Below are 19,845 nucleotides of genomic sequence, written 5' to 3'. Positions count from 1 at the left end.
AGGAGCAAGCTTGCTCGCGAAGGGCGTCGACGTTGACGCGTGTACTCCGGAATAAGGCGCGTTGTCTGTCAGTACTTTGCGCTCCCACGCGATGGTAACGGATGGCTGGCAGGCTGCAAGCGTCTTCAGCGCAATTGCGCTTCGGCCAGGGTGAGCACACGCGGGATTTGGTTCGCATCCCAGTGCTGGATGCCCCAGTCCAACAGCTCCCGTGGGCTGGCGTGGTGCAGTTCATCTCCCGCGTGTTGGCCGAGGGCACGCAACGCTCTGAGCAGCATCGCAGTGGCTTGATCGCTGTCCAGCGGCGGGGAGCGGTAGGACTTGCCCAGCTTGTTGCCGTCCGGCTGGGTGATCAGCGGCACATGCAGGTAGCGCGGCTGGGGCAGGCCGAGCAGTTCTTGCAGGTACAGCTGGCGTGGGGTGGAGTCGAGCAGGTCGGCGCCGCGTACGATATCGGTCACCCCTTGCCAGGCATCGTCGAGGACCACGGCCAACTGATAGGCATAAAGTCCATCGCGGCGCTGGATGATGAAGTCGCCCACCTCCCGGCCCAGGTGTTGTCGGAATGCACCTTGAACCCGGTCGGTAAAGTGGTATTCCAGTTCCGGTACCCGCAGCCGGATGGCCGCATCTGCCTGGTTGTGGCCGGCGTTGCGGCATAAGCCTGGGTAAATGCCGTGATACGGCTCAAGTTGCTTGCGCGAACAGGTACAGGCGTAAGCCAGGCCCTGGTTGAACAAGCGATTGAGGACTTCGGCGTACGCCTCGTGCCTTTCGCTTTGTCGGACCAGTTCGCCGTCCCACTCAAAGCCATAGCGTTCCAGGGCATCGAGAATTGCCGCCTGGGCGCCTGGTTCTTCTCGCGGTGGGTCGAGGTCTTCCATGCGCATCAGCCACAAGCCATGGTTGGCACGAGCGTCGAGGTAGGAGGCGAGGGCGGCAACCAGGGATCCGAAATGCAAATGGCCGCTGGGGGTGGGGGCGAAACGCCCGATGTAAGAGGAGGCTGTCATGGGCAGGATATTACTGGAAAAGACGCAAGCGCCAGAAACAAAAATGGAGCGTTTGTACGCTCCATTCGGTCAGCTCGGCGGTAATTACTTGCCGACCTGTTTTTCCTTGATTTCCGCCAAGGTCTTGCAGTCCACGCACAAGTCTGCGGTCGGACGGGCTTCCAGGCGGCGAATACCAATCTCGACGCCGCAGGATTCGCACCAGCCGTATTCTTCGTCCTTGATCAATTGCAGGGTCTTGTCGATTTTCTTGATCAGCTTGCGCTCGCGATCACGGGCGCGCAGTTCCAGGGCGAATTCTTCTTCCTGGCTGGCACGGTCGGCCGGGTCCGGAAAGTTGGCGGCTTCGTCCTTCATGTGGTCAACGGTGCGGTCGACCTCCTGCATCAAATCCTGTTTCCATTTGTTCAGGATGTTGGTGAAGTGCGTGCGCATGGGCTCGCCCATGTACTCCTCGCCCTTCTTTTCCACGTAGGGTTCGAAGCCGCCGAGGCCTTGAGTCTGCTGTTGCTTTGCTTGGGTGGACATGAATAGACCGCCTCTCACTCTTCTAATCCATTGCGCAGGATTGCAACATCACCGACACCTGTCGGCCCTGCGGCTGCAAGCGGGCGAACTTACCAGATAGATTCAGGACGCGCCACTCCCGGTTGTCGAGGCGCCATCGCGTCGGGGTTGCAAGCTGCGAACTCTTTGGCAAGAGGGCCTTGAACGATAATTTTAGCCGCTTTGCGGGGCCCTGCCCGGAACATCTGTCGTGATGCGCTTGGAATACGCCATGTTTTACGGCGCCGGTTGGGTAGAATCGTGGTTTGCATTTAACCGTTAAGGAAGGCAGATGGCTCAGCCCTACAGCGCACGCAGTCGCGCTATCGAACCTTTTCATGTCATGGCGTTGCTGGCGCGTGCCAATGAGCTGCAGGCCGCCGGTCATGATGTGATTCACCTGGAGATCGGTGAGCCGGACTTCACCACGGCTGAGCCCATCATCAAGGCCGGGCAGGCCGCCCTGGCGAATGGCAAGACCCGTTACACCGCCGCGCGTGGCCTGCCGCAACTGCGCGAAGCCATCAGTGGTTTCTATCAGCAGCGCTATGGCCTGGAGGTTGATCCCGAGCGAATTTTGATCACCCCGGGCGGCTCGGGGGCGTTGCTCCTGGCCAGCAGTCTGTTGGTGGATCCGGGCAAGCACTGGCTGCTGGCGGATCCGGGTTATCCCTGTAACCGGCATTTTCTGCGTCTGGTGGAGGGGGCCGCGCAACTGGTTCCGGTGGGCCCCGAAGTGCGCTATCAACTGACGGCCGAACTGGTGGCGCGCCACTGGGATCAAGACAGTGTCGGCGCGCTGGTGGCTTCCCCAGCCAACCCGACCGGGACCATCCTCACGCGTGACGAGTTGGCCGGGCTCTCGAGCGCGATCAAGGCGCGTAACGGTCATCTGGTTGTGGATGAGATTTATCATGGTTTGACCTATGGCACCGATGCCTCCAGCGTGCTCGAAGTCGATGACGAAGCCTTTGTGCTAAATAGTTTTTCAAAGTACTTCGGGATGACCGGTTGGCGCCTGGGTTGGCTAGTGGCACCACCCGCGGCGGTCGGGGAATTGGAGAAGCTGGCGCAGAATCTGTATATCAGTGCGCCGAGCATGGCGCAGCATGCCGCGTTATCCTGTTTCACCCCGCAAACACTGGAGATTCTTGAAGCGCGGCGTGACGAATTTGGCCGGCGTCGTGATTTCCTGCTGCCAGCATTGCGGGAATTGGGTTTCACGATTGCGGTCGAGCCGGAAGGTGCGTTTTACCTGTACGCGGATATCCGCGCGTTCGGTGGCGATGCCTTCGCGTTTTGTCGGCATTTTCTCGAGACCGAGCATGTGGCATTTACTCCAGGCCTGGATTTCGGACGTCATCAGGCCGGTCATCATGTGCGGTTTGCCTACACGCAGAATCTTGATCGCCTACAGGAAGCCGTTGAGCGAATCGCCCGTGGCCTGCAGAGCTGGCAAGGCTGATGCGCTTTAATCCTCCCCTCGAAGAAGGTCGGTTGATTCGCCGATACAAGCGTTTTCTCGCGGATATCGAAACCGTTGGTGGCGAGTTTCTGACCATTCACTGCCCGAACACCGGATCAATGCTCAATTGCATGGTCGAGGGCGGCTCCGTCTGGTTCAGTCGCTCCAATGACCCCAAGCGCAAGCTGCCCGGGACCTGGGAGATCACACAAACCCCGCAAGGACGGCTGGCCTGCGTCAACACCGCGCGTGCCAATCAGTTGGTCGAAGAGGCGCTGCGTGCGGGAGTCATTGACGAACTCAACGGGTTTACCGGCTTGAAGCGCGAGGTGGCCTACGGGCAAGAGAAGAGTCGGATCGATTTTCGCCTGGATTACCCCACGGGCGCGGCCTATGTCGAGGTCAAGAGTGTCACGCTGGGATTTGACGGCACGTCCATCGCCGCGTTTCCCGATGCGGTGACCCAGCGTGGGGCCAAGCACTTGCGGGAACTGGCGCATCTGGCGCGCGGGGGCGTGCGGGCGGTGCAGTTATATTGTGTCAACCTGTCCGGTATCGACGCGGTGCGTCCTGCCGAGGAGATTGACGCGGGTTACGCGGCGGCGTTGCGTGAAGCCAAGGCCGCCGGGGTGGAAGTCCTGGCTTATGGTGTACGCCTCACTGCGCAGGAAGTGTGTATCGACCGGCCTTTGGACGTGCTGCTCGGCGATTAGAGTTGTACCCACACACCCTGTTCGTCCTCACGACAGTCCAGGGCGGTCAGGCTTTGGCCTGCACAGGGGCCGGCCACGCATTCGCCACTTTCCACGAGAAACAGCGCGCCGTGGGTGGCGCACTGGATCAGGCTGGCGCTTTGGTCGAGAAACCGGTCGGGCTGCCACTCCAGTGGAACGCCTCGATGGGGGCACCGGTTGATATAGGCGTAGACGACGCCGGCCCGACGCACGGCGAACAGCTTGCGGCCATCCATATCGAAGCCGCGGCTGCTGGCTTCGGCGAGTGCATGTGAGGCACAAAGAAACTTCATGTGGGTCCTCGAAGGGCGTGGATAAAGGGCTGCGGGATTCTCCAGGGTTCGCCGATGTGCCCGGCGCTTGACGTTCAAATGCAAACAATTATCAAATGCTGTCTTCGCCCCGTAGCTGATTGGCGTTCAATACGATGCCAGGTCATGGCGATCTGTCACATGAGTGACTGTTTCAGCGGGCCTACCCTCTGCAAGGAAACCCTTTTATGCGCCTGAGTGCCAGCGCTGTTGCGCTTGTTGTCGGATTGCTGGTCAATCATGGAGTGCACGCTTCGCAACTGCCGCAACGCTGGGTTAGCGCCGGCGGTGCGTTGTCGGAGTGGGTCACGGCACTGGGGGGCGAGTCAAGGCTGGTGGGGGTCGACACCACCAGTCAACATCCAGAATCTCTCAAGGCGTTGCCGAGCATTGGCTATCAGCGCCAGTTGTCGGCTGAAGGCATTCTCAGCCTACGCCCGCAAATCCTCGTCGGCACGGAAGAAATGGGCCCGCCGCCGGTGCTGGCGCAGATCCGCAAGGCGGGCGTGAGGGTCGAGATGTTCTCGGCCCAGCCTGATTTGCCGACGCTTGAGCGCAACCTGCACCATTTGGGCAAGTTACTCGGCAGCGATGCCAAGGCGTCGGCGTTGCTCAGCGGCTACGAGAAGCAACTTGAGCAGCAGAAGGACTGGGTCGCGCACGCACAGGCCACGCAAAAAGCACCGGGCGTGCTGCTGGTGCTGGGGCACGCTGGTGGCAAGCCGCTGATCGCCGGTAAAGACACGGCGGCCGATTGGGTGTTGCAGCAGGCAGGCGGGCGCAATCTGGCGGAGCACAGTGGTTATAAGCCGTTTTCCGTTGAGTCCCTGGCGGGCTTGAGCCCCGAGGTGCTGGTGTTCTCGGATCGTGCCCTCAGTGGCGACGCGGCGCGCGTGGCGCTGTTCAAGGAAAATCCGTTGCTGGCCTCCACGCCAGCGGCCCGGCAGGGTCGGGTGTTCGAGTTGGATCCCACATTGTTGGTCGGCGGCCTTGGTCCGCGGCTGCCGGCCAGCCTGACAAGGCTGTCCAAGGGCTTCTATCCGGCTCAGGGTGAAACCGCTCCATGAGCCCACTGGTTAAACCGCGCACCTTGTTTATCGGCCTGACGCTGCTGTGTATGTTGGCGATCTGGCTGTCATTGGCGCTGGGGCCGGTCAGCCTGCCGTTGATCGACACGCTGCGTGCCGCCTTGCGTTTGTCGGGCCTGCCGATTGACGCCGCGGGCCTGGAGCAGGCTGAGTTGATACTCGGTCAGATCCGCTTGCCGCGAACCCTGTCAGGGCTGGCGGTAGGTGGCGTGCTGGCGCTGTCGGGAGTCGCGATGCAGGGATTGTTTCGCAACCCTCTGGCCGACCCCGGGCTGGTCGGGGTTTCCAGTGGTGCGGCGCTGGGGGCCGCGTTGGCGATTGTCGGAGGAACCTTGTTTGGCGGCCTGCCGGACATCTTGGGACCTTATGTACTGTCGTTATGCGCCTTTCTTGGTGGCTTGGGAGTGACAGCACTGGTCTATCGCCTGGGACGGCGCAATGGCCAGACCAACGTCGCGACCATGTTGCTGGCAGGGATCGCCTTGACCGCTTTGGCGGGGTCAGCTGTGGGGTTGTTTACCTACCTGGCAGATGACGCCACGTTACGCACGTTGACGTTCTGGAACCTGGGCAGCTTGAATGGCGCCAGCTACTCACGGTTATGGCCGCTGTTGCTGGTCAGTGTCGGGGTCGCCTTGTGGCTGCCGCGTCGGGCCAAGGCGTTGAATGCCCTGTTGCTGGGTGAGTCTGAAGCCAGTCACCTGGGGGTCGATGTTGAACGGCTCAAGCGTGAGTTGGTGTTTTGTACCGCGCTGGGCGTGGGCGCGGCCGTCGCGGCGGCGGGGATGATTGGTTTTGTCGGGTTGGTGGTGCCTCACCTGGTGCGCCTGTTGGCGGGGCCTGACCATCGTGTGCTATTGCCCGCTTCGCTGCTGGCGGGCGCGAGCCTGCTACTGTTTGCCGATCTGGTGGCTCGATTGGCCTTGGCACCCGCGGAGCTGCCCATTGGTATTGTCACTGCATTTATCGGTGCCCCGTTCTTTCTTTACCTGTTAGTGCGAGGGCGCGCCTGATGCTGCGAGTGGAAAACCTGCAGATCCTGCGCGGTGGCAAAACCGTCCTCGCCGATGTGACCCTGGACCTCAAGCCAGGCGAAGTGCTGGGCGTGCTGGGCCCCAATGGGGCCGGTAAAAGTACCTTGCTCGCCGCGTTGTGCGCGCAGTTGCCTGTCGATAGGGGCCAGGTATGGCTCGACCAGCGCGAGTTGAAAGACTGGAGTGGGGCTGAACGGGCCCGGCGCCTTGCGGTGCTGCCACAGACATCCACCCTGGATTTTGCTTTTCGGGTTGAGGAAGTGGTTGGCATGGGGCGCCTGCCGCATCACACCGGCCAGGTACGTGACGATGAAGTTATCAGTGCGGCCTTGCAGGCCGCGGACGTCAGTCATTTGAGTGGGCGCAGTTATTTGGCCTTGTCTGGCGGCGAGCGGCAGCGGGTGCATCTGGCGCGCGTGCTGGCGCAACTCTGGCCGGGTGAAGCGGGGCAGACGTTATTGCTCGATGAACCCACGTCGATGCTCGATCCGCTGCATCAGCACACGACTTTGCAGGTGATTCGCAGGTTTGCTGATCGGGGCGCCGCGGTGCTGGTGATCCTCCACGACTTGAACCTGGCTGCCCGCTACTGTGACCGCATCCTGCTGCTGGAGAACGGGCGTCCCCATGCCCTTGACGTTCCGTCGCACGTTCTGCGTCCCGAGCCGCTGAAGGCGGTGTTCGGACTGGATGTATTGGTGCAACCCCACCCCGAACGAGGACATCCGCTGATCATCGCCCGTTGAAGCACGGCATCGGTGATTTTTCCGCAGGCAAAAAAAGACCCGGCAAGAGCCGGGTCAAATAACCGTGATTAGCCTGATGAGGAGATAATCTGAGAGTCCGAACCAATGGTCTTTCAGTTATCGGCTGATCTCGCGACCAGCTGTGATAATCATAACGATTCTCATTTGAGAGTCAACCTTTGTTTTCAGGCTTTTTCAGTTTTCATCAAGCGCCTGTCTGAAATGCCGGAAAGTACAGGGTGTCCTGCGGCTCCTTTCAGTCTTTTTGTCGTTCTGACATGTGCTCGAACTGTCGTTTCAAGGCTTCTTTGCGTTCCGCCGGTAGGTCATTCCAATGCACATCCATCAACGCCCCCTCGATGGCGTACAGCAACACTTTGGATGCCCGGAAACCGCGGGTCCGGACAGCCCGGTAAGCGTCCACCGCGCCCAGGCGCCGCAGGTCCGAAGCGCTATGGATGCCCACCGCATGCAGCCATTGCGCTGACGTCTTGCCCAGATTTTTCAGGTGTTGCAGCTCATCATTCATCAAGCCTCCTTGCAACGGCCGAACGGTGCGATGGGTTTCGTGACCAGGCAAGCCTGCAAGGGAGTGTAGCGCTCAGTAGGAAAAGTGTAGTTCTTTGCTAAGAAACGACCTAAATGCTTCTAAGGCTGACGCTGGAATTTTGACGGCGGGCAGCCAGGAAATCCCCGACCTGCGTTGCACAGGATCGGGAATCGATGCAGAAAAATTACTTGGTGCTGTACCGCAGGCGTGTCCCGAAATTGACCGACATGAGGATTTCGTCAGCGGTCAGCGCGGCGGGGAAGTAAGTGCCCGAGATTTGTGCATGGGCCAGGCTGGCGCCCTCCAGGGAGCACTCGCGCAAGTCCAGCCCGCGCAAGTCGGCGGAGCGGAAGTAGGCATCGGTAAAGTCCACGCCTTCGGCATGCAAGTCGCGCAGATCAAGTCCGCGAAAGTCGCCGCCGCGCATATCAACAGTGCCTTCCTTGGGGCGCTCTTGATTGAAGCCGCGAATATCATCTTTATGCAGCAGCGCGTAAAGCGGGGAGTCAAGAAGCTTCGGCTGGCTCACAACGGCATCTCCTGTTGGATGTGTGGCGCCATTATAGTGCCACTATTTCTGGGTCGTGAGTGACTGGGGACTGCACGACCAAGAAATTTCTCTTACAGGCCTGGCAGACGCTGACGGATGTGCGCAACCAGTGCGTCCAACGTGCCGCTTTCATTGGTCTCGACCCGTTTGCTCAGCAGCACCTCTTCGGCGCTGAGCGGGTCGCGGTTGGCCTGTTGCGTTTCGATGATCGCCAGTGTGGCGTCGGACGGATCGTTCTGGTCGGCCTGACGTTGCGCCAGCCAGCTGGCGATAACCGCCTGAGGTGCATTGCAGTCGAGAATCAGAAACGGTGCCCCGGTCGCTTCAGCGACCTTGGCGGCGGCGTCGCGCTGAGGGTGCTTGAGGTAGGTTGCATCGAGCACCACGGGGAAGCCTGCGCGCAGCACGGTATCGGCGATCTCGTGCAGCCGCGTATAGGTCGCGGCGCTGGCGTCAGTTGCGTAGATCCCGGCGTGCGCGGTGTTTTCGATTTTCTGTTCGCCGAACAGGCGCTTGCGCTCCACGTCGGAGCGTACGCGTATGGCGCCCAAGGCTTCCACCAGGCGCATGGCCACGTGGCTTTTACCGGTGGCCGATACGCCATGGGTGATTGCCAGGAAGCGTGACGGGATAGTGCTGTAGCTTTCCGCCAGGTTCGCGTAGTTGCGGTATTGGCGCAGGGTCGTTGCGCGTTGCACGGCGGCCGCTTCAGCCGGCATGCTGAACAGCGCGACTTTAGCCCGGACCAGGGCGCGGTAGGCTTTATAGAAGTTCAGCAGCTCGAGGCCTTGATAATCGCCGGTCAGTTCCAGGTATTGGCTGATAAAGCGTCGGGCCAGGGATTTCAGGCCGCGGTCTTCCAGGTCCATGGCCAGGAAGCCGGTGTCGGCGTAGACGTCGGTGAAGCGAAACGGCTCATTGAACTCGATGCAGTCGAAGATCACCACGCGGCCGTCAATCAGGGTGGCGTTGCCCAGGTGAATATCACCGTGGCATTCACGAATGAAGCCGTTGAGCTTGCGCTGTTCGAACAGCGGCTTGAGGCGCTCGTAACTGCTTTCGGCCCACGCCTCAAGCGCGGCCAGTTGGGTCAGGTCAGCCTTGTCGCTGAGGAACGGACGGATCTGCTCGAAGTTCTGACGGACCGGGGCCATCACCTCGTCCGGGGTTCCGGCGCGATGAGTCTTTGGAACCTCGGGCGCGTTCAGGTGGAAGTGGGCAATCTGCCTGGCCATTTCATCGATGTGGGCGGCGGTCAGCTCACCGTTGGCCTGCAAGGTGCTGAGCAATTGGCTTTGCGGGAACTGGCGCATTTTCAGCAGGTAATCGACGACTGGCCCTTCACCGTTGAGTTGCGGCGCCTCAAGGCTGCCGGTGACCGGTAAAACCTCAAGATACAAATCTTCTGTCAGGCGCTGGTTAAGGCGCAACTCTTCGTTGCAGAAGTGGCCGCGGGCGTCCAGTTGGGTAAAGTCGAGGAAGCCGAAATTCACCGGCTTCTTCATCTTATAAGCGTAAGGGCCGGTGAGCAGAACCCAGGAAATATGGGTTTCGATGACTTGAAACTCATCTACCGGATGTGGAAACAGGGCCGGGTCTTGCAGGGCTGCAATCAGGGATTGGCTCACGGGCGATCCTTCAGAGTCTGGAAAAATAATGGCGGTCATTATGGCGGCTCACGCTGGTCGTGCAAACCGCTGTCCGGTTCATGTTGAACATCAATAAAGTGCGTATAATCCGCCGCCATGACTCGTACCCGATCTCCCCGTTCCCGAAAAAAACCTCCTTCCCGCAGCCTGCGCCCGTGGCTGGGCTGGGCGTTCAAGCTTGGCCTGGTTGGCCTGGTGATAATCGCCGGCTTTGCGGTTTACCTCGATGCCGTTGTCCAGGAGAAGTTCTCCGGCAAGCGTTGGACCATTCCGGCGAAGGTCTACGCGCGTCCGCTGGAACTGTTCACCGGTCAGAAGTTGAGCAAGGCCGACTTCCTCACTGAACTCGATGCCCTGGGCTATCGGCGTGAAAGCGTGAGCAATGGCCCCGGCGCGGCCGCCGTCAGCGGCAACACGGTCGACTTGAACACTCGTGGCTTCCAGTTCTATGAAGGGCTGGAAAAGGCGCAGCAGGTGCGCGTGCGCTTTTCCGGGGACTACGTCGCCGAACTGTCGTCGCTTGATGGCGGGAAGTTGCCGGTGGTTCGTCTGGAACCGCTGATGATCGGCGGGATTTATCCGAAGAACCTTGAAGACCGCATTCTGATCAAGATCGATCAGGTGCCACCTTATCTGTTGGAAACCCTGGTCGCCGTGGAAGACCGGGACTTCTACAGTCACTGGGGTGTATCGCCCAAGTCGATTGCCCGTGCTCTCTGGGTCAATACGTCGGGCGGCAAGATGACCCAGGGCGGCAGTACGCTGACGCAACAGTTGGTGAAGAATTTCTACCTGACCAGCGAGCGTAGTCTGACCCGGAAGCTCACCGAAGCGATGATGGCGATGTTGCTGGAGCTGCATTACAGCAAGCAGGAAATTCTCGAGGCCTACCTCAACGAGGTGTTCGTCGGCCAAGACGGGCAGCGCGCGGTGCATGGTTTTGGCTTGGCCAGTCAGTTCTTCTTTGGCCAGCCACTGTCGGAACTGAAGTTGCATCAAGTGGCCTTGCTGGTGGGCATGGTCAAGGGACCGTCTTATTACAATCCACGACGCAACCCTGAGCGAGCCCTGGAACGCCGTAATCTGGTGCTTGATGTGCTGGAGCAGCAGGGCGTCGCCACACCCGAACAGGTCGCTGCCGCGAAGAAAATGCCGCTGGGGGTCACCACCCGCGGCAAATTGGCCGACAGCTCGTTCCCGGGCTTTATCGATCTGGTCAAGCGCCAGTTGCGTGAAGACTACCGCGACGAGGACTTGACTGAAGAAGGGCTGCGGATCTTCACCAGTTTTGACCCGATCCTGCAGATGAAGGCTGAAGCCTCGGTCACTGACACCTTCAAGCGTCTGGCGGGACGTAAAGGCGCCGATGCAGTGGAAGCGGCGATGGTCGTGACCAACCCGGAGACGGGGGAAGTGCAGGCGATGATTGGCAGTCGCCAGGCCAGCTTCGCCGGTTTCAACCGCGCGCTGGACGCCGTGCGACCGATTGGTTCGTTGATCAAGCCGGCGGTCTATCTGACCGCGCTGGAAAAACCGAGCAAGTACACGCTGACCAGTTGGCTGTCCGACGAGGCCTTTTCGGTCAAGGGCGCCGATGGGCAAGTCTGGAAACCGCAGAATTATGATCGGCGCTCCCACGGTACGGTGTTCCTGTACCAGGGCCTTGCGCACTCCTATAACTTGTCGACGGCGCGCCTGGGCCTGGAGTTGGGCGTGCCGAACGTGCTCAAGACTTTGGCGCGACTGGGTGTGAGTCGGGAGTTCCCGGCGTTCCCGTCGATGCTGCTGGGGGCGGGTGGCTTGACCCCGATGGAGGTGGCGACCATGTACCAGACCCTGGCCAACGGCGGCTTCAATACGCCGATGCGCGGGATTCGCAGCGTATTGACCGCAGAAGGGGAGCCACTCAAGCGTTACCCGTTCCAGATTCAACAACGCTTTGATCCGGCGTCCATTTATCTGGTGCAGAACGCCATGCAGCGGGTGATGCGCGAAGGCACGGGCCGCTCGGTCTACCGTACATTGCCGGCCAACCTGACGCTGGCCGGCAAGACTGGTACCAGTAACGACTCCCGGGATAGCTGGTTCGCCGGCTTCAGCCAGGACGTGCTCGCGGTGGTCTGGCTGGGGCGCGATGATAACGGCAAGACACCGTTTACCGGTGCTACCGGCGCGCTGCAAGTCTGGACCAGCTTCATGCACAAGGCTGACCCGTTGCCTCTGAACATGCCGCAGCCTGACAATATCGTCCAGGCCTGGATTGATCCCCATACCGGCCAGGGTTCCGATGCAAACTGCCCGGGCGCGGTACAGATGCCGTATATTCGCGGCAGCGAGCCGCCCGCCGGTCCCGCGTGCAACAGCGCAATTCCCGCAGACGCCGAGTCGGTGATGGATTGGGTCAAGGGCTGGATGAATTAAGCAAAGAGGGTTTCAAGTGAACAAGTGGATGATTCCAGCTATTACAACACTGGCTTTGCTCAGTGGCTGCTCCAGCGTGCAGCGCGGGTCCATCCCCGTGGTGGATTCCGGCACCGCCGTTTCCAATAATGACCGGATCTCGGCCACCGGTGGTTTTCGGCAGACCGTGACCACGCGTCCGACGGCGGCGACCACTCAAGCCGTCCCACAGGATTCGGGTGTGGTGGTGATGGTGCCAGGCGGCGGTGCGACCACCTCCGCACCGATCAGTACCCAACCGTTTACACCGGGGCCAATCACACCGGGTCCGGTGGATTCGGCGCCGATCCAGCCCAGCCCGGTCAATCAGGGCAGCTACAACCTGCCCTCGACGCCGAGTGGAATTCCCTCCGCCAATACCGGTGGCTTGTCGGCGGACGAGCAGTTGGACGGTCCAGTCCTGGCCTTGCTCACCACGGCCCAGCAACAACAGGCCGGCGGCGACTTGAATGGCGCATCGTCGAGTCTTGAGCGCGCTCAGCGCGTGGCGCCGCGTGAGCCGCAAGTGCTCTATCGCCTGGCGCAAGTACGCCTGGCCCAGGGCGATGCGCCGCAAGCCGAGCAGTTTGCGCGCCGTGGCCTGACACTGGCCAACGGCCGTCCGGACTTGCAGGCCAGCCTTTGGGGGGTAATTGCCCAGGCTCGCGAGAAGCAGGGCGATGCCGCCGGTGCGGCCCAGGCGCGTCAAAAGGCCAAGGTAAGCCTCTGATGGATGTGCGTTTTCCGGCGATTGCCGAACAACTGTTGTTGATCGAGCGTGAGCTGCGCCTGCAGGGCTGGTGGGATGAAGAGTCTCCCGGTGTCGAGGCGCTGAGCAGCGTCGAGCCGTTTTCGGTCGACACCCTGGACTTTCACCAGTGGCTGCAATGGATCTTCCTCGCTCGCATGAAGCAGATTCTCGAGCAGGACCTGCCGTTGCCGAATGCCTCGGGCATTCTGGAAATGGCCGAGATGGTCTACGCAGACCGGCCGAAAGAGAGCCAGGGCTTGCGCACGGCGCTGAAAAAATTCGATCAACTGATCGTCGACGCTGGTTAATTGCCTGACTGCCGGTTTTTCCGGCAGTCTTGCGCACATTTCTACCGCTTGACGACATTCAGGCGAGTTTTATCCCTCCTCAAACCTCTTTCTTATGCGTTCTCATGCGCTTAGATGGAAAAAAGCGCAATTATTGCTTGACTTGAAGGGGCTGAAACAGAAGAATCCAAAGTCCGCTGTAGAGGGACTGCCAGAAGCAGACCCACTCAGCAGATCATGAGGCGCACATCCGCGCCGACCTGTTACACCCGCAACGCGTTACCTCGCGCTGGGTGGGAAAAGCCCGCAACACTTGGGACGATCCCAATACTTGCTCAGTCAGTGCTGACGTAGTCGGCGACCACCGTCGCTCATGCTCTGTTGAGAAGTAAACCTATTAAGACCCGTCGGTTTTCAACGGACGGTATTCTGGCGTTTTAGAGGTGAACAACGTGGAGCTTTTATCTGGCGGTGAGATGCTCGTCCGCTTTTTGCGTGACGAAGGCGTCGATTATATCTACGGGTACCCGGGTGGTGCTCTGCTGCATGTCTACGACGCGCTGTTCAAGGAACCGGCTGTCAACCACATCCTGGTTCGCCACGAACAGGCCGCGACCCATATGGCTGACGGTTATGCCCGTGCCACCGGTAAAGCCGGCGTGGTACTGGTGACTTCCGGTCCAGGCGCAACCAATGCCGTGACCGGTATCGCGACTGCCTATATGGACTCCATTCCGATGGTGGTTATTTCTGGCCAGGTGGCAAGCACCATGGTCGGCACCGATGCATTCCAGGAAACCGACATGATCGGTATCTCCCGGCCGATCGTGAAACACAGCTTCATGATCAAGCATGCCTCGGAAATCCCGGACGTTATGAAAAAGGCGTTCTACCTCGCACAATCCGGTCGTCCGGGGCCTGTGGTGGTGGATATCCCTAAAGACATGACCAATCCGGCGGAAAAATTCGAATACGTATTCCCGAAGAAAGCCAAGCTGCGTTCCTACAGCCCGGCGGTTCGTGGGCACTCCGGACAAATCCGCAAGGCCGCGGAAATGCTCCTGGCGGCCAAGCGTCCGGTGCTTTACTCGGGCGGTGGGGTGATTCTGGGGGGCGGTTCCGCACCGCTGACCGAATTGGCCAAGATGCTCAACCTGCCGGTGACCAATACGTTGATGGGCCTGGGCGCATTTCCGGGTACCGATCGCCAGTTCGTCGGCATGCTTGGCATGCACGGCAGCTACACGGCGAACCTGACCATGCACCATGCCGACGTGATTCTTGCGGTCGGTGCGCGGTTCGATGACCGGGTAATCAATGGGGCGAGCAAGTTCTGCCCGAATGCCAAGATTATCCACGTCGACATCGATCCAGCGTCCATTTCCAAGACCATCAAGGCCGATGTGCCGATCGTGGGACCTGTGGAAAGCGTATTGAGCGAAATGGTTGCTGCGCTCAAGGACATTGGCGAGACACCGAACAAAGACTCTGTCGCCAGTTGGTGGAAGCAGATTGACGAGTGGCGCGGTGATCGTGGCTTGTTCCCTTACGACAAGGGAGACGGCAGCATCATCAAGCCGCAGACCGTTATCGAAACCCTGTGTGAAGTCACCAAGGGCGATGCCTTTGTCACTTCGGACGTGGGCCAGCACCAGATGTTCGCGGCGCAATACTACAAGTTCGACAAGCCTAATCGCTGGATCAACTCCGGCGGCCTGGGCACGATGGGCTTTGGTTTCCCCGCGGCCATGGGGGTGAAACTGAGCTTCCCGGACACTGATGTTGCGTGCGTTACCGGCGAAGGCAGCATCCAGATGAACATCCAGGAGCTGTCGACCTGCTTGCAATATGGCTTGCCGGTGAAGATCGTTTGCCTGAACAACGGTGTGCTGGGCATGGTTCGCCAATGGCAGGACATGAGCTACAACAGTCGTCACTCTCATTCCTACATGGAGTCGCTGCCGGATTTCGTAAAATTGGTTGAAGCCTATGGCCACGTCGGCATTCGCATCACTGATCTGAAGGATCTGAAGCCGAAGATGGAAGAGGCGTTCGCCATGAAGGATCGCCTGGTGTTCATCGATATCAAGGTCGACACCAGCGAGCACGTCTACCCGATGCAGATCAAAGACGGCTCTATGCGCGACATGTGGCTGAACAAGACGGAGCGTACCTAATCATGCGGCACATTATCTCCCTGCTTCTGGAGAACGAACCGGGCGCTCTGTCTCGTGTGGTCGGCCTGTTTTCGCAACGCAACTACAACATCGAAAGCCTGACTGTGGCCCCGACCGAAGACCCGACACTGTCGCGTCTGACATTGACCACGGTAGGGCATGATGAGGTGATCGAGCAGATCACCAAGAACCTCAACAAGCTGATCGAAGTGGTCAAGCTGGTCGACCTGTCGGAAAGTGCCCACATCGAACGTGAGTTGATGCTGGTCAAGGTCAAGGCCACGGGCGCCCAGCGTGCCGAGATCAAACGCACTACCGATATTTACCGCGGGCAGATCGTCGATGTGAACGCTAGCGTCTACACCGTCCAACTGACCGGTACCAGTGACAAGCTTGACAGTTTCATCCAGTCGATCGGAACAGCTTCGATTCTGGAAACGGTACGCAGTGGTGTCACCGGGATTGCCCGAGGCGACAAAGTACTCAGCATCTAACCCAAATTAGCGAATGGCCTTACGGCCTGGATATATAGAGGAACCTCATGAAAGTTTATTACGATAAAGATTGTGACCTGTCGATCATCCAGGGCAAGAAAGTCGCCATCATCGGCTACGGCTCCCAAGGTCACGCACAAGCTTGCAACCTGAAAGATTCCGGCGTTGACGTGACTGTCGGCCTGCGCAAGGGTTCGAACACCGTTGCCAAGGCTGAAGCCCACGGCCTGAAAGTGACTGACGTTGCTTCCGCCGTCGCAGCTGCCGACCTGGTCATGATCCTGACCCCGGACGAGTTCCAGTCTTCGCTGTACAAGAATGAAATCGAACCGAACATCAAGAAGGGCGCCACCCTGGCCTTCTCCCACGGTTTCGCGATTCACTACAACCAGGTTGTGCCGCGCGCTGACCTCGACGTGATCATGATCGCGCCGAAAGCGCCAGGCCACACCGTGCGTTCCGAGTTCGTCAAGGGCGGCGGTATCCCTGACCTGATCGCGATCTACCAGGACGCTTCGGGCAACGCCAAAAACGTTGCGCTGTCCTACGCCGCCGGCGTCGGTGGCGGTCGTACCGGCATCATCGAAACCACCTTCAAGGACGAGACTGAAACCGACCTGTTCGGCGAACAAGCCGTTCTGTGCGGCGGTACCGTTGAGCTGGTCAAGGCCGGTTTCGAAACCCTGGTTGAAGCTGGCTACGCGCCGGAAATGGCCTACTTCGAATGCCTGCATGAACTGAAGCTGATCGTTGACCTCATGTACGAAGGCGGTATCGCCAACATGAACTACTCGATCTCCAACAACGCCGAATACGGCGAGTACGTGACCGGTCCGGAAGTGATCAACGCCGAGTCCCGTCAGGCCATGCGCAATGCCCTGAAACGCATTCAGGACGGCGAGTACGCCAAAATGTTCATCAGCGAAGGTGCTACCGGCTACCCTTCGATGACCGCCAAGCGTCGTAACAACGCTGCCCACGGTATCGAAATCATCGGCGAGCAACTGCGCTCCATGATGCCGTGGATCGGTGCCAACAAGATCGTCGACAAAGCCAAGAACTAAGTCGGACGGATCAACGGAAAACGCGGCTTAGGCCGCGTTTTTTCGTTTGGGGGGCTGGTTCTGGTATAAAGCTGCATCGTTTGCGGTCGAACATTCGCCGCAAGTTTCTGTCGAATTTTTTTCACACCGTTGCAAGGTAAAGTCCATGAGCGAACGTCCCGAAGAGCCAAACCAGGCCTCTGACGCCGAAAGCCTGCTACCGATCGATGAGCATGTCGAGGAAGGGCATGATGCTGAAGGCCGTAAAGTCCGGCACCGTGGCATCTATCTTCTGCCAAACCTGTTCACCACGGCGAACCTGTTTGCCGGGTTCTACTCCATCATTAATTCCATGAGTGCCCAGAGCGCGCTGGCGGCCGGAGATGCAGCCAGCGCGAGCAAGTACTTTGGTTTTGCCGCAATCGCGATCTTTGTTGCCATGGTCCTTGATGGCCTGGATGGGCGCGTCGCACGGATGACCAATACCCAGAGTGCTTTCGGCGCCGAGTATGACTCGCTGTCGGACATGGTTGCCTTTGGCGTGGCGCCTGCGTTGCTGGCATTTGCCTGGGCGCTGGGTGATATGGGCAAAGTCGGCTGGATGGTGGCCTTCATCTATGTGGCGGGTGCCGCGTTGCGCCTGGCGCGCTTCAATACCCAGGTGGGTACCGCCGATAAACGCTATTTCATCGGCCTGGCCAGTCCGGCAGCGGCGGGTGTCGTGGCGGGGATTGTCTGGGCGTTCAGCGATTACGGAATCCAGGGTTCCAGAATGTCGTTCCTGGTTGCCTTGATGGTGGCGGCGGCGGGGATGCTGATGGTCAGTAACATCAAGTACAACAGCTTCAAGGAGCTGGACCTCAAGGGGCGCGTGCCGTTTGTTGCAATCCTTGCGGTGGTGCTGGTGTTCGCCGTGGTGTTCAGTGATCCGCCACGTATTCTGCTGCTGGTGTTCCTCGCGTATGCCGCGTCGGGCCCGGTGCAATACTTGCTGCATCTTCGCAGACGCAAAACATTGCCTTAATGTAATGTTCCCCATACTCCGCAGTCTATTGGTGCATCACCCTCCAAAACTGCGGAGTTGCCATGTTGATCAAAGTGCCCAAAGCTTCCGACTGCCACGAGTCGGAAGTGACCCCTGAATCCCTCTATTTTTCTCGTCGCAACCTGCTCGGTGGCGCGCTCGCAGGTATTGCCGCGAGCAGCCTTCCGCGCTGGGCCAGCGCCGACGAAGCTGCGCGTTATGCGGATGTAGCGCCCGGCAAGGCTCCAGACTGGTTTGCCGAAAAACTGCCGAGCACCCAGTGGCAGGCCGTTACCTTCAAGGACGAGGCTATTACACCGTTCAAGGACGCGACCCATTACAACAACTTCTATGAGTTCGGCACTGATAAAGGGGATCCGGCAGCCAATGCAGGATCGCTCAAGACCGAACCCTGGAGTGTGGTGATTGATGGTGAGGTCGCAAAGCCGGGGCGTTATGCCCTGGAAGACTTCATGAAACCCTATCAGTTGGAAGAGCGGATTTATCGGCTGCGCTGTGTCGAAGCGTGGTCGATGGTTATTCCGTGGATCGGTTTCCCGATCTCGGCCCTGCTCAAGCAGGTCGAGCCGACATCCAAGGCCAAGTACATTCGCTTCGAGACCCTGCAGGATCCGAAAAGCATGCCGGGGCAGCGCTCCGGTTTTGCCTTGATCGATTGGCCTTATGTAGAAGGGTTACGCCTGGATGAAGCGATGAATCCCCTGGCGATCCTGGCGGTGGGGATGTATGGCCGAGAGTTGCCCAATCAGAATGGTGCACCGTTGCGGTTGGTGGTGCCTTGGAAGTACGGCTTCAAGAGCATCAAGTCGATCGTGCGGATCAGTCTGGTCAGTGAGCAACCGAAAACCACCTGGCAAAGCATTGCCGCGGATGAGTATGGCTTTTATGCCAACGTTAATCCCACGGTTGATCACCCGCGCTGGACGCAGGCACGGGAACGTCGCCTGCCGAGTGGTTTGTTCAGTCCTAACGTGCGTGAAACGCAGATGTTCAACGGCTACTCCGAAGAAGTCGCTGCTCTCTATACCGGCCTTGACCTGCGGAAGAACTATTGATGCGTTACGCGATCTGGCGAGTCGGCGTGTTTATTGCGGCCTTGGTGTGGCCGTTGCTTTGGCTGTATGAGGCCTGGAGTTTTGCGCTTGGGCCTGACCCGGGCAAAGTGCTGGTGGATCGACTCGGCTTGGGTGTGCTGATTCTGTTGCTGATCACCTTGAGCATGACGCCTTTGCAAAAGCTGAGTGGTTGGGCGGGGTGGATCGCCGTACGACGGCAATTGGGATTGTGGTGTTTTGCTTATGTGGTGCTGCATTTGGCGGCTTACTGCGTGTTCATCCTGGGGCTTGATTGGTCGCAGTTGGGTGTGGAGTTGAGTAAGCGTCCCTACATTATCGTCGGCGCGTTGGGGTTCCTGGGGCTGTTGGCGTTGGCAGTAACCTCTAACCGCTACAGTCAGCGCAGGCTGGGCGTGCGTTGGAAGAAGTTGCATCGTCTGGTCTATGTGATTCTCGGGCTGGGTTTGTTGCACATGCTGTGGATCGTGCGTGCGGACCTCAAGGAATGGGTTATCTATGCCTCGATAGGGGCGCTGCTCCTGATCATCCGCGTGCCACCGGTGATGCGTCGAATCCCTCGTCTGACGGCTAAAAAGACTTCTTCTGCAACAAAAGCGTAATTAACGGTTGACGGCGAATTATATCTGTCTATAATTCGCCCCACTTCCGGTGCAGTCGAAACGGAAAACTCCTTGGTAAACAAAGAGTTATGCAGAATTCGACAGCGGCCTGCTTCAGATCACCGAAGCCTGGAAGGAGTTGCTGGGGCCAGGTTGTACGGCGCTATCAACGGTTCGATCTTCTCGGTCGAAAGCGGAGAAAAAGAGGTGTTGACAGCAGCGTATAACGCTGTAGAATTCGCCTCCCG

20 protein-coding genes are annotated in these 19,845 nt (G+C 59.2%); 14 read left to right on the top strand and 6 right to left on the bottom strand.

The window, feature by feature from the left end:
- Nucleotides 1-125: 125 nt before the first annotated feature.
- Entirely contained in the window at nt 126-1,013 is an 888-nt protein-coding gene (gene gluQRS / locus AC6CIA_RS20275; RefSeq protein WP_498314575.1) for a tRNA glutamyl-Q(34) synthetase GluQRS, read from the bottom strand.
- 84 nt (nt 1,014-1,097) lie between these two features.
- Complete coding sequence (dksA, locus tag AC6CIA_RS20270) at nt 1,098-1,541, bottom strand: RNA polymerase-binding protein DksA (protein ID WP_498314573.1); 444 nt, start codon at nt 1,539-1,541, stop codon at nt 1,098-1,100.
- 310 nt (nt 1,542-1,851) lie between these two features.
- Between dksA and AC6CIA_RS20265 the strand changes: the two genes are divergently transcribed.
- Complete coding sequence (locus AC6CIA_RS20265) at nt 1,852-3,024, top strand: pyridoxal phosphate-dependent aminotransferase (protein ID WP_498314571.1); 1,173 nt, start codon at nt 1,852-1,854, stop codon at nt 3,022-3,024.
- Nucleotides 3,024-3,737 carry a DNA/RNA nuclease SfsA gene (gene sfsA / locus AC6CIA_RS20260; RefSeq protein ID WP_498314569.1) on the top strand — a complete coding sequence of 238 codons (714 nt, stop codon included), beginning with the start codon at nt 3,024-3,026 and terminating at the stop codon, nt 3,735-3,737. The genes AC6CIA_RS20265 and sfsA overlap by 1 nt, the downstream gene beginning before the upstream one ends.
- On the opposite strand, the gene AC6CIA_RS20255 is transcribed toward sfsA, so the two are convergent.
- Complete coding sequence (locus tag AC6CIA_RS20255) at nt 3,734-4,051, bottom strand: Rieske (2Fe-2S) protein (protein WP_498314567.1); 318 nt, start codon at nt 4,049-4,051, stop codon at nt 3,734-3,736. The two genes, sfsA and AC6CIA_RS20255, sit on opposite strands and share 4 nt — an antisense overlap.
- Before the next feature lie 206 nt (nt 4,052-4,257).
- Between AC6CIA_RS20255 and AC6CIA_RS20250 the strand changes: the two genes are divergently transcribed.
- The 3 genes from AC6CIA_RS20250 to AC6CIA_RS20240 are packed head-to-tail and all read left to right on the top strand — an operon-like array spanning nt 4,258 to nt 6,937.
- Nucleotides 4,258-5,136 carry a heme/hemin ABC transporter substrate-binding protein gene (locus AC6CIA_RS20250; protein ID WP_498314565.1) on the top strand — a complete coding sequence of 293 codons (879 nt, stop codon included), beginning with the start codon at nt 4,258-4,260 and terminating at the stop codon, nt 5,134-5,136.
- 50 nt (nt 5,137-5,186) lie between these two features.
- Complete coding sequence (locus tag AC6CIA_RS20245; protein ID WP_498314788.1) at nt 5,187-6,170, top strand: FecCD family ABC transporter permease; 984 nt, start codon at nt 5,187-5,189, stop codon at nt 6,168-6,170.
- Nucleotides 6,170-6,937 carry a heme ABC transporter ATP-binding protein gene (locus tag AC6CIA_RS20240; RefSeq protein ID WP_498314563.1) on the top strand — a complete coding sequence of 256 codons (768 nt, stop codon included), beginning with the start codon at nt 6,170-6,172 and terminating at the stop codon, nt 6,935-6,937. Before AC6CIA_RS20245 ends, AC6CIA_RS20240 begins: the two co-directional genes overlap by 1 nt.
- A 256-nt stretch (nt 6,938-7,193) precedes the next feature.
- On the opposite strand, the gene AC6CIA_RS20235 is transcribed toward AC6CIA_RS20240, so the two are convergent.
- From AC6CIA_RS20235 to AC6CIA_RS20225, 3 genes are all read right to left on the bottom strand, one after another.
- Nucleotides 7,194-7,466 carry a TfoX/Sxy family protein gene (locus AC6CIA_RS20235; protein ID WP_339530922.1) on the bottom strand — a complete coding sequence of 91 codons (273 nt, stop codon included), beginning with the start codon at nt 7,464-7,466 and terminating at the stop codon, nt 7,194-7,196.
- A gap of 205 nt (nt 7,467-7,671) precedes the next feature.
- A complete protein-coding gene (locus AC6CIA_RS20230) occupies nt 7,672-8,016 on the bottom strand; it encodes a pentapeptide repeat-containing protein (protein WP_498314561.1) in 345 nt (114 codons plus the stop codon).
- Nucleotides 8,017-8,108: 92 nt separating this feature from the next.
- The gene (locus AC6CIA_RS20225) at nt 8,109-9,665 is read right to left on the bottom strand and encodes a bifunctional aminoglycoside phosphotransferase/ATP-binding protein (RefSeq protein ID WP_498314559.1); all 1,557 of its coding nucleotides are present in this window, start codon (nt 9,663-9,665) and stop codon (nt 8,109-8,111) included.
- Nucleotides 9,666-9,782: 117 nt separating this feature from the next.
- Here AC6CIA_RS20225 and mrcB point away from each other — a divergent pair, with 117 nt between their 5' ends.
- The 9 genes from mrcB to msrQ all read left to right on the top strand — a co-directional run bounded on the left by mrcB (nt 9,783) and on the right by msrQ (nt 19,597).
- A complete protein-coding gene (gene mrcB, locus AC6CIA_RS20220) occupies nt 9,783-12,107 on the top strand; it encodes a penicillin-binding protein 1B (protein ID WP_498314557.1) in 2,325 nt (774 codons plus the stop codon).
- Nucleotides 12,108-12,123: 16 nt separating this feature from the next.
- Nucleotides 12,124-12,855, top strand: a complete 732-nt coding sequence (locus AC6CIA_RS20215) for a tetratricopeptide repeat protein (protein ID WP_498314555.1) — start codon at nt 12,124-12,126, stop codon at nt 12,853-12,855.
- The gene (locus AC6CIA_RS20210) at nt 12,855-13,184 is read left to right on the top strand and encodes a YqcC family protein (RefSeq protein WP_084379111.1); all 330 of its coding nucleotides are present in this window, start codon (nt 12,855-12,857) and stop codon (nt 13,182-13,184) included. Before AC6CIA_RS20215 ends, AC6CIA_RS20210 begins: the two co-directional genes overlap by 1 nt.
- Nucleotides 13,185-13,615: 431 nt before the next feature.
- Nucleotides 13,616-15,340 (top strand): acetolactate synthase 3 large subunit, encoded by a 1,725-nt coding sequence (locus AC6CIA_RS20205; protein ID WP_339530913.1) that lies wholly within the window; start codon nt 13,616-13,618, stop codon nt 15,338-15,340.
- 2 nt (nt 15,341-15,342) lie between these two features.
- Nucleotides 15,343-15,834 carry an acetolactate synthase small subunit gene (gene ilvN / locus AC6CIA_RS20200; RefSeq protein ID WP_339530912.1) on the top strand — a complete coding sequence of 164 codons (492 nt, stop codon included), beginning with the start codon at nt 15,343-15,345 and terminating at the stop codon, nt 15,832-15,834.
- Nucleotides 15,835-15,881: 47 nt separating this feature from the next.
- Complete coding sequence (gene ilvC / locus AC6CIA_RS20195; protein ID WP_339530910.1) at nt 15,882-16,898, top strand: ketol-acid reductoisomerase; 1,017 nt, start codon at nt 15,882-15,884, stop codon at nt 16,896-16,898.
- A 145-nt stretch (nt 16,899-17,043) separates the two neighbouring features.
- Entirely contained in the window at nt 17,044-17,901 is an 858-nt protein-coding gene (pssA, locus tag AC6CIA_RS20190; RefSeq protein ID WP_084379112.1) for a CDP-diacylglycerol--serine O-phosphatidyltransferase, read from the top strand.
- A 62-nt stretch (nt 17,902-17,963) separates the two neighbouring features.
- Entirely contained in the window at nt 17,964-18,977 is a 1,014-nt protein-coding gene (msrP, locus tag AC6CIA_RS20185; protein WP_498314551.1) for a protein-methionine-sulfoxide reductase catalytic subunit MsrP, read from the top strand.
- The gene (msrQ, locus tag AC6CIA_RS20180; RefSeq protein ID WP_498314550.1) at nt 18,977-19,597 is read left to right on the top strand and encodes a protein-methionine-sulfoxide reductase heme-binding subunit MsrQ; all 621 of its coding nucleotides are present in this window, start codon (nt 18,977-18,979) and stop codon (nt 19,595-19,597) included. The genes msrP and msrQ overlap by 1 nt, the downstream gene beginning before the upstream one ends.
- Nucleotides 19,598-19,845: the final 248 nt, after the last annotated feature.

It is taken from the genome of Pseudomonas sp. GQ91, from assembly GCF_059758795.1.
The sequence above is the reverse complement of the archived record's forward strand: the minus strand, read 5'-3'. Positions and strand labels throughout refer to the sequence as shown.

Bases quoted from the DNA above. Each gene is read 5' to 3' on its own strand.
- ilvN (WP_339530912.1), top strand. From the start codon at position 15,343: ATGCGGCACATTATCTCCCTGCTTCTGGAGAACGAACCGGGCGCTCTG.
- pssA (WP_084379112.1), top strand. From the start codon at position 17,044: ATGAGCGAACGTCCCGAAGAGCCAAACCAGGCCTCTGACGCCGAAAGC.
- AC6CIA_RS20265 (WP_498314571.1), top strand. From the start codon at position 1,852: ATGGCTCAGCCCTACAGCGCACGCAGTCGCGCTATCGAACCTTTTCAT.
- ilvC (WP_339530910.1), top strand. From the start codon at position 15,882: ATGAAAGTTTATTACGATAAAGATTGTGACCTGTCGATCATCCAGGGC.
- AC6CIA_RS20240 (WP_498314563.1), top strand. From the start codon at position 6,170: ATGCTGCGAGTGGAAAACCTGCAGATCCTGCGCGGTGGCAAAACCGTC.
- msrQ (WP_498314550.1), top strand. From the start codon at position 18,977: ATGCGTTACGCGATCTGGCGAGTCGGCGTGTTTATTGCGGCCTTGGTG.
- gluQRS (WP_498314575.1), bottom strand. From the start codon at position 1,013: ATGACAGCCTCCTCTTACATCGGGCGTTTCGCCCCCACCCCCAGCGGC.
- AC6CIA_RS20245 (WP_498314788.1), top strand. From the start codon at position 5,187: ATGTTGGCGATCTGGCTGTCATTGGCGCTGGGGCCGGTCAGCCTGCCG.
- AC6CIA_RS20255 (WP_498314567.1), bottom strand. From the start codon at position 4,051: ATGAAGTTTCTTTGTGCCTCACATGCACTCGCCGAAGCCAGCAGCCGC.
- AC6CIA_RS20250 (WP_498314565.1), top strand. From the start codon at position 4,258: ATGCGCCTGAGTGCCAGCGCTGTTGCGCTTGTTGTCGGATTGCTGGTC.
- sfsA (WP_498314569.1), top strand. From the start codon at position 3,024: ATGCGCTTTAATCCTCCCCTCGAAGAAGGTCGGTTGATTCGCCGATAC.
- AC6CIA_RS20210 (WP_084379111.1), top strand. From the start codon at position 12,855: ATGGATGTGCGTTTTCCGGCGATTGCCGAACAACTGTTGTTGATCGAG.
- msrP (WP_498314551.1), top strand. From the start codon at position 17,964: ATGTTGATCAAAGTGCCCAAAGCTTCCGACTGCCACGAGTCGGAAGTG.
- mrcB (WP_498314557.1), top strand. From the start codon at position 9,783: ATGACTCGTACCCGATCTCCCCGTTCCCGAAAAAAACCTCCTTCCCGC.
- dksA (WP_498314573.1), bottom strand. From the start codon at position 1,541: ATGTCCACCCAAGCAAAGCAACAGCAGACTCAAGGCCTCGGCGGCTTC.
- AC6CIA_RS20235 (WP_339530922.1), bottom strand. From the start codon at position 7,466: ATGAATGATGAGCTGCAACACCTGAAAAATCTGGGCAAGACGTCAGCG.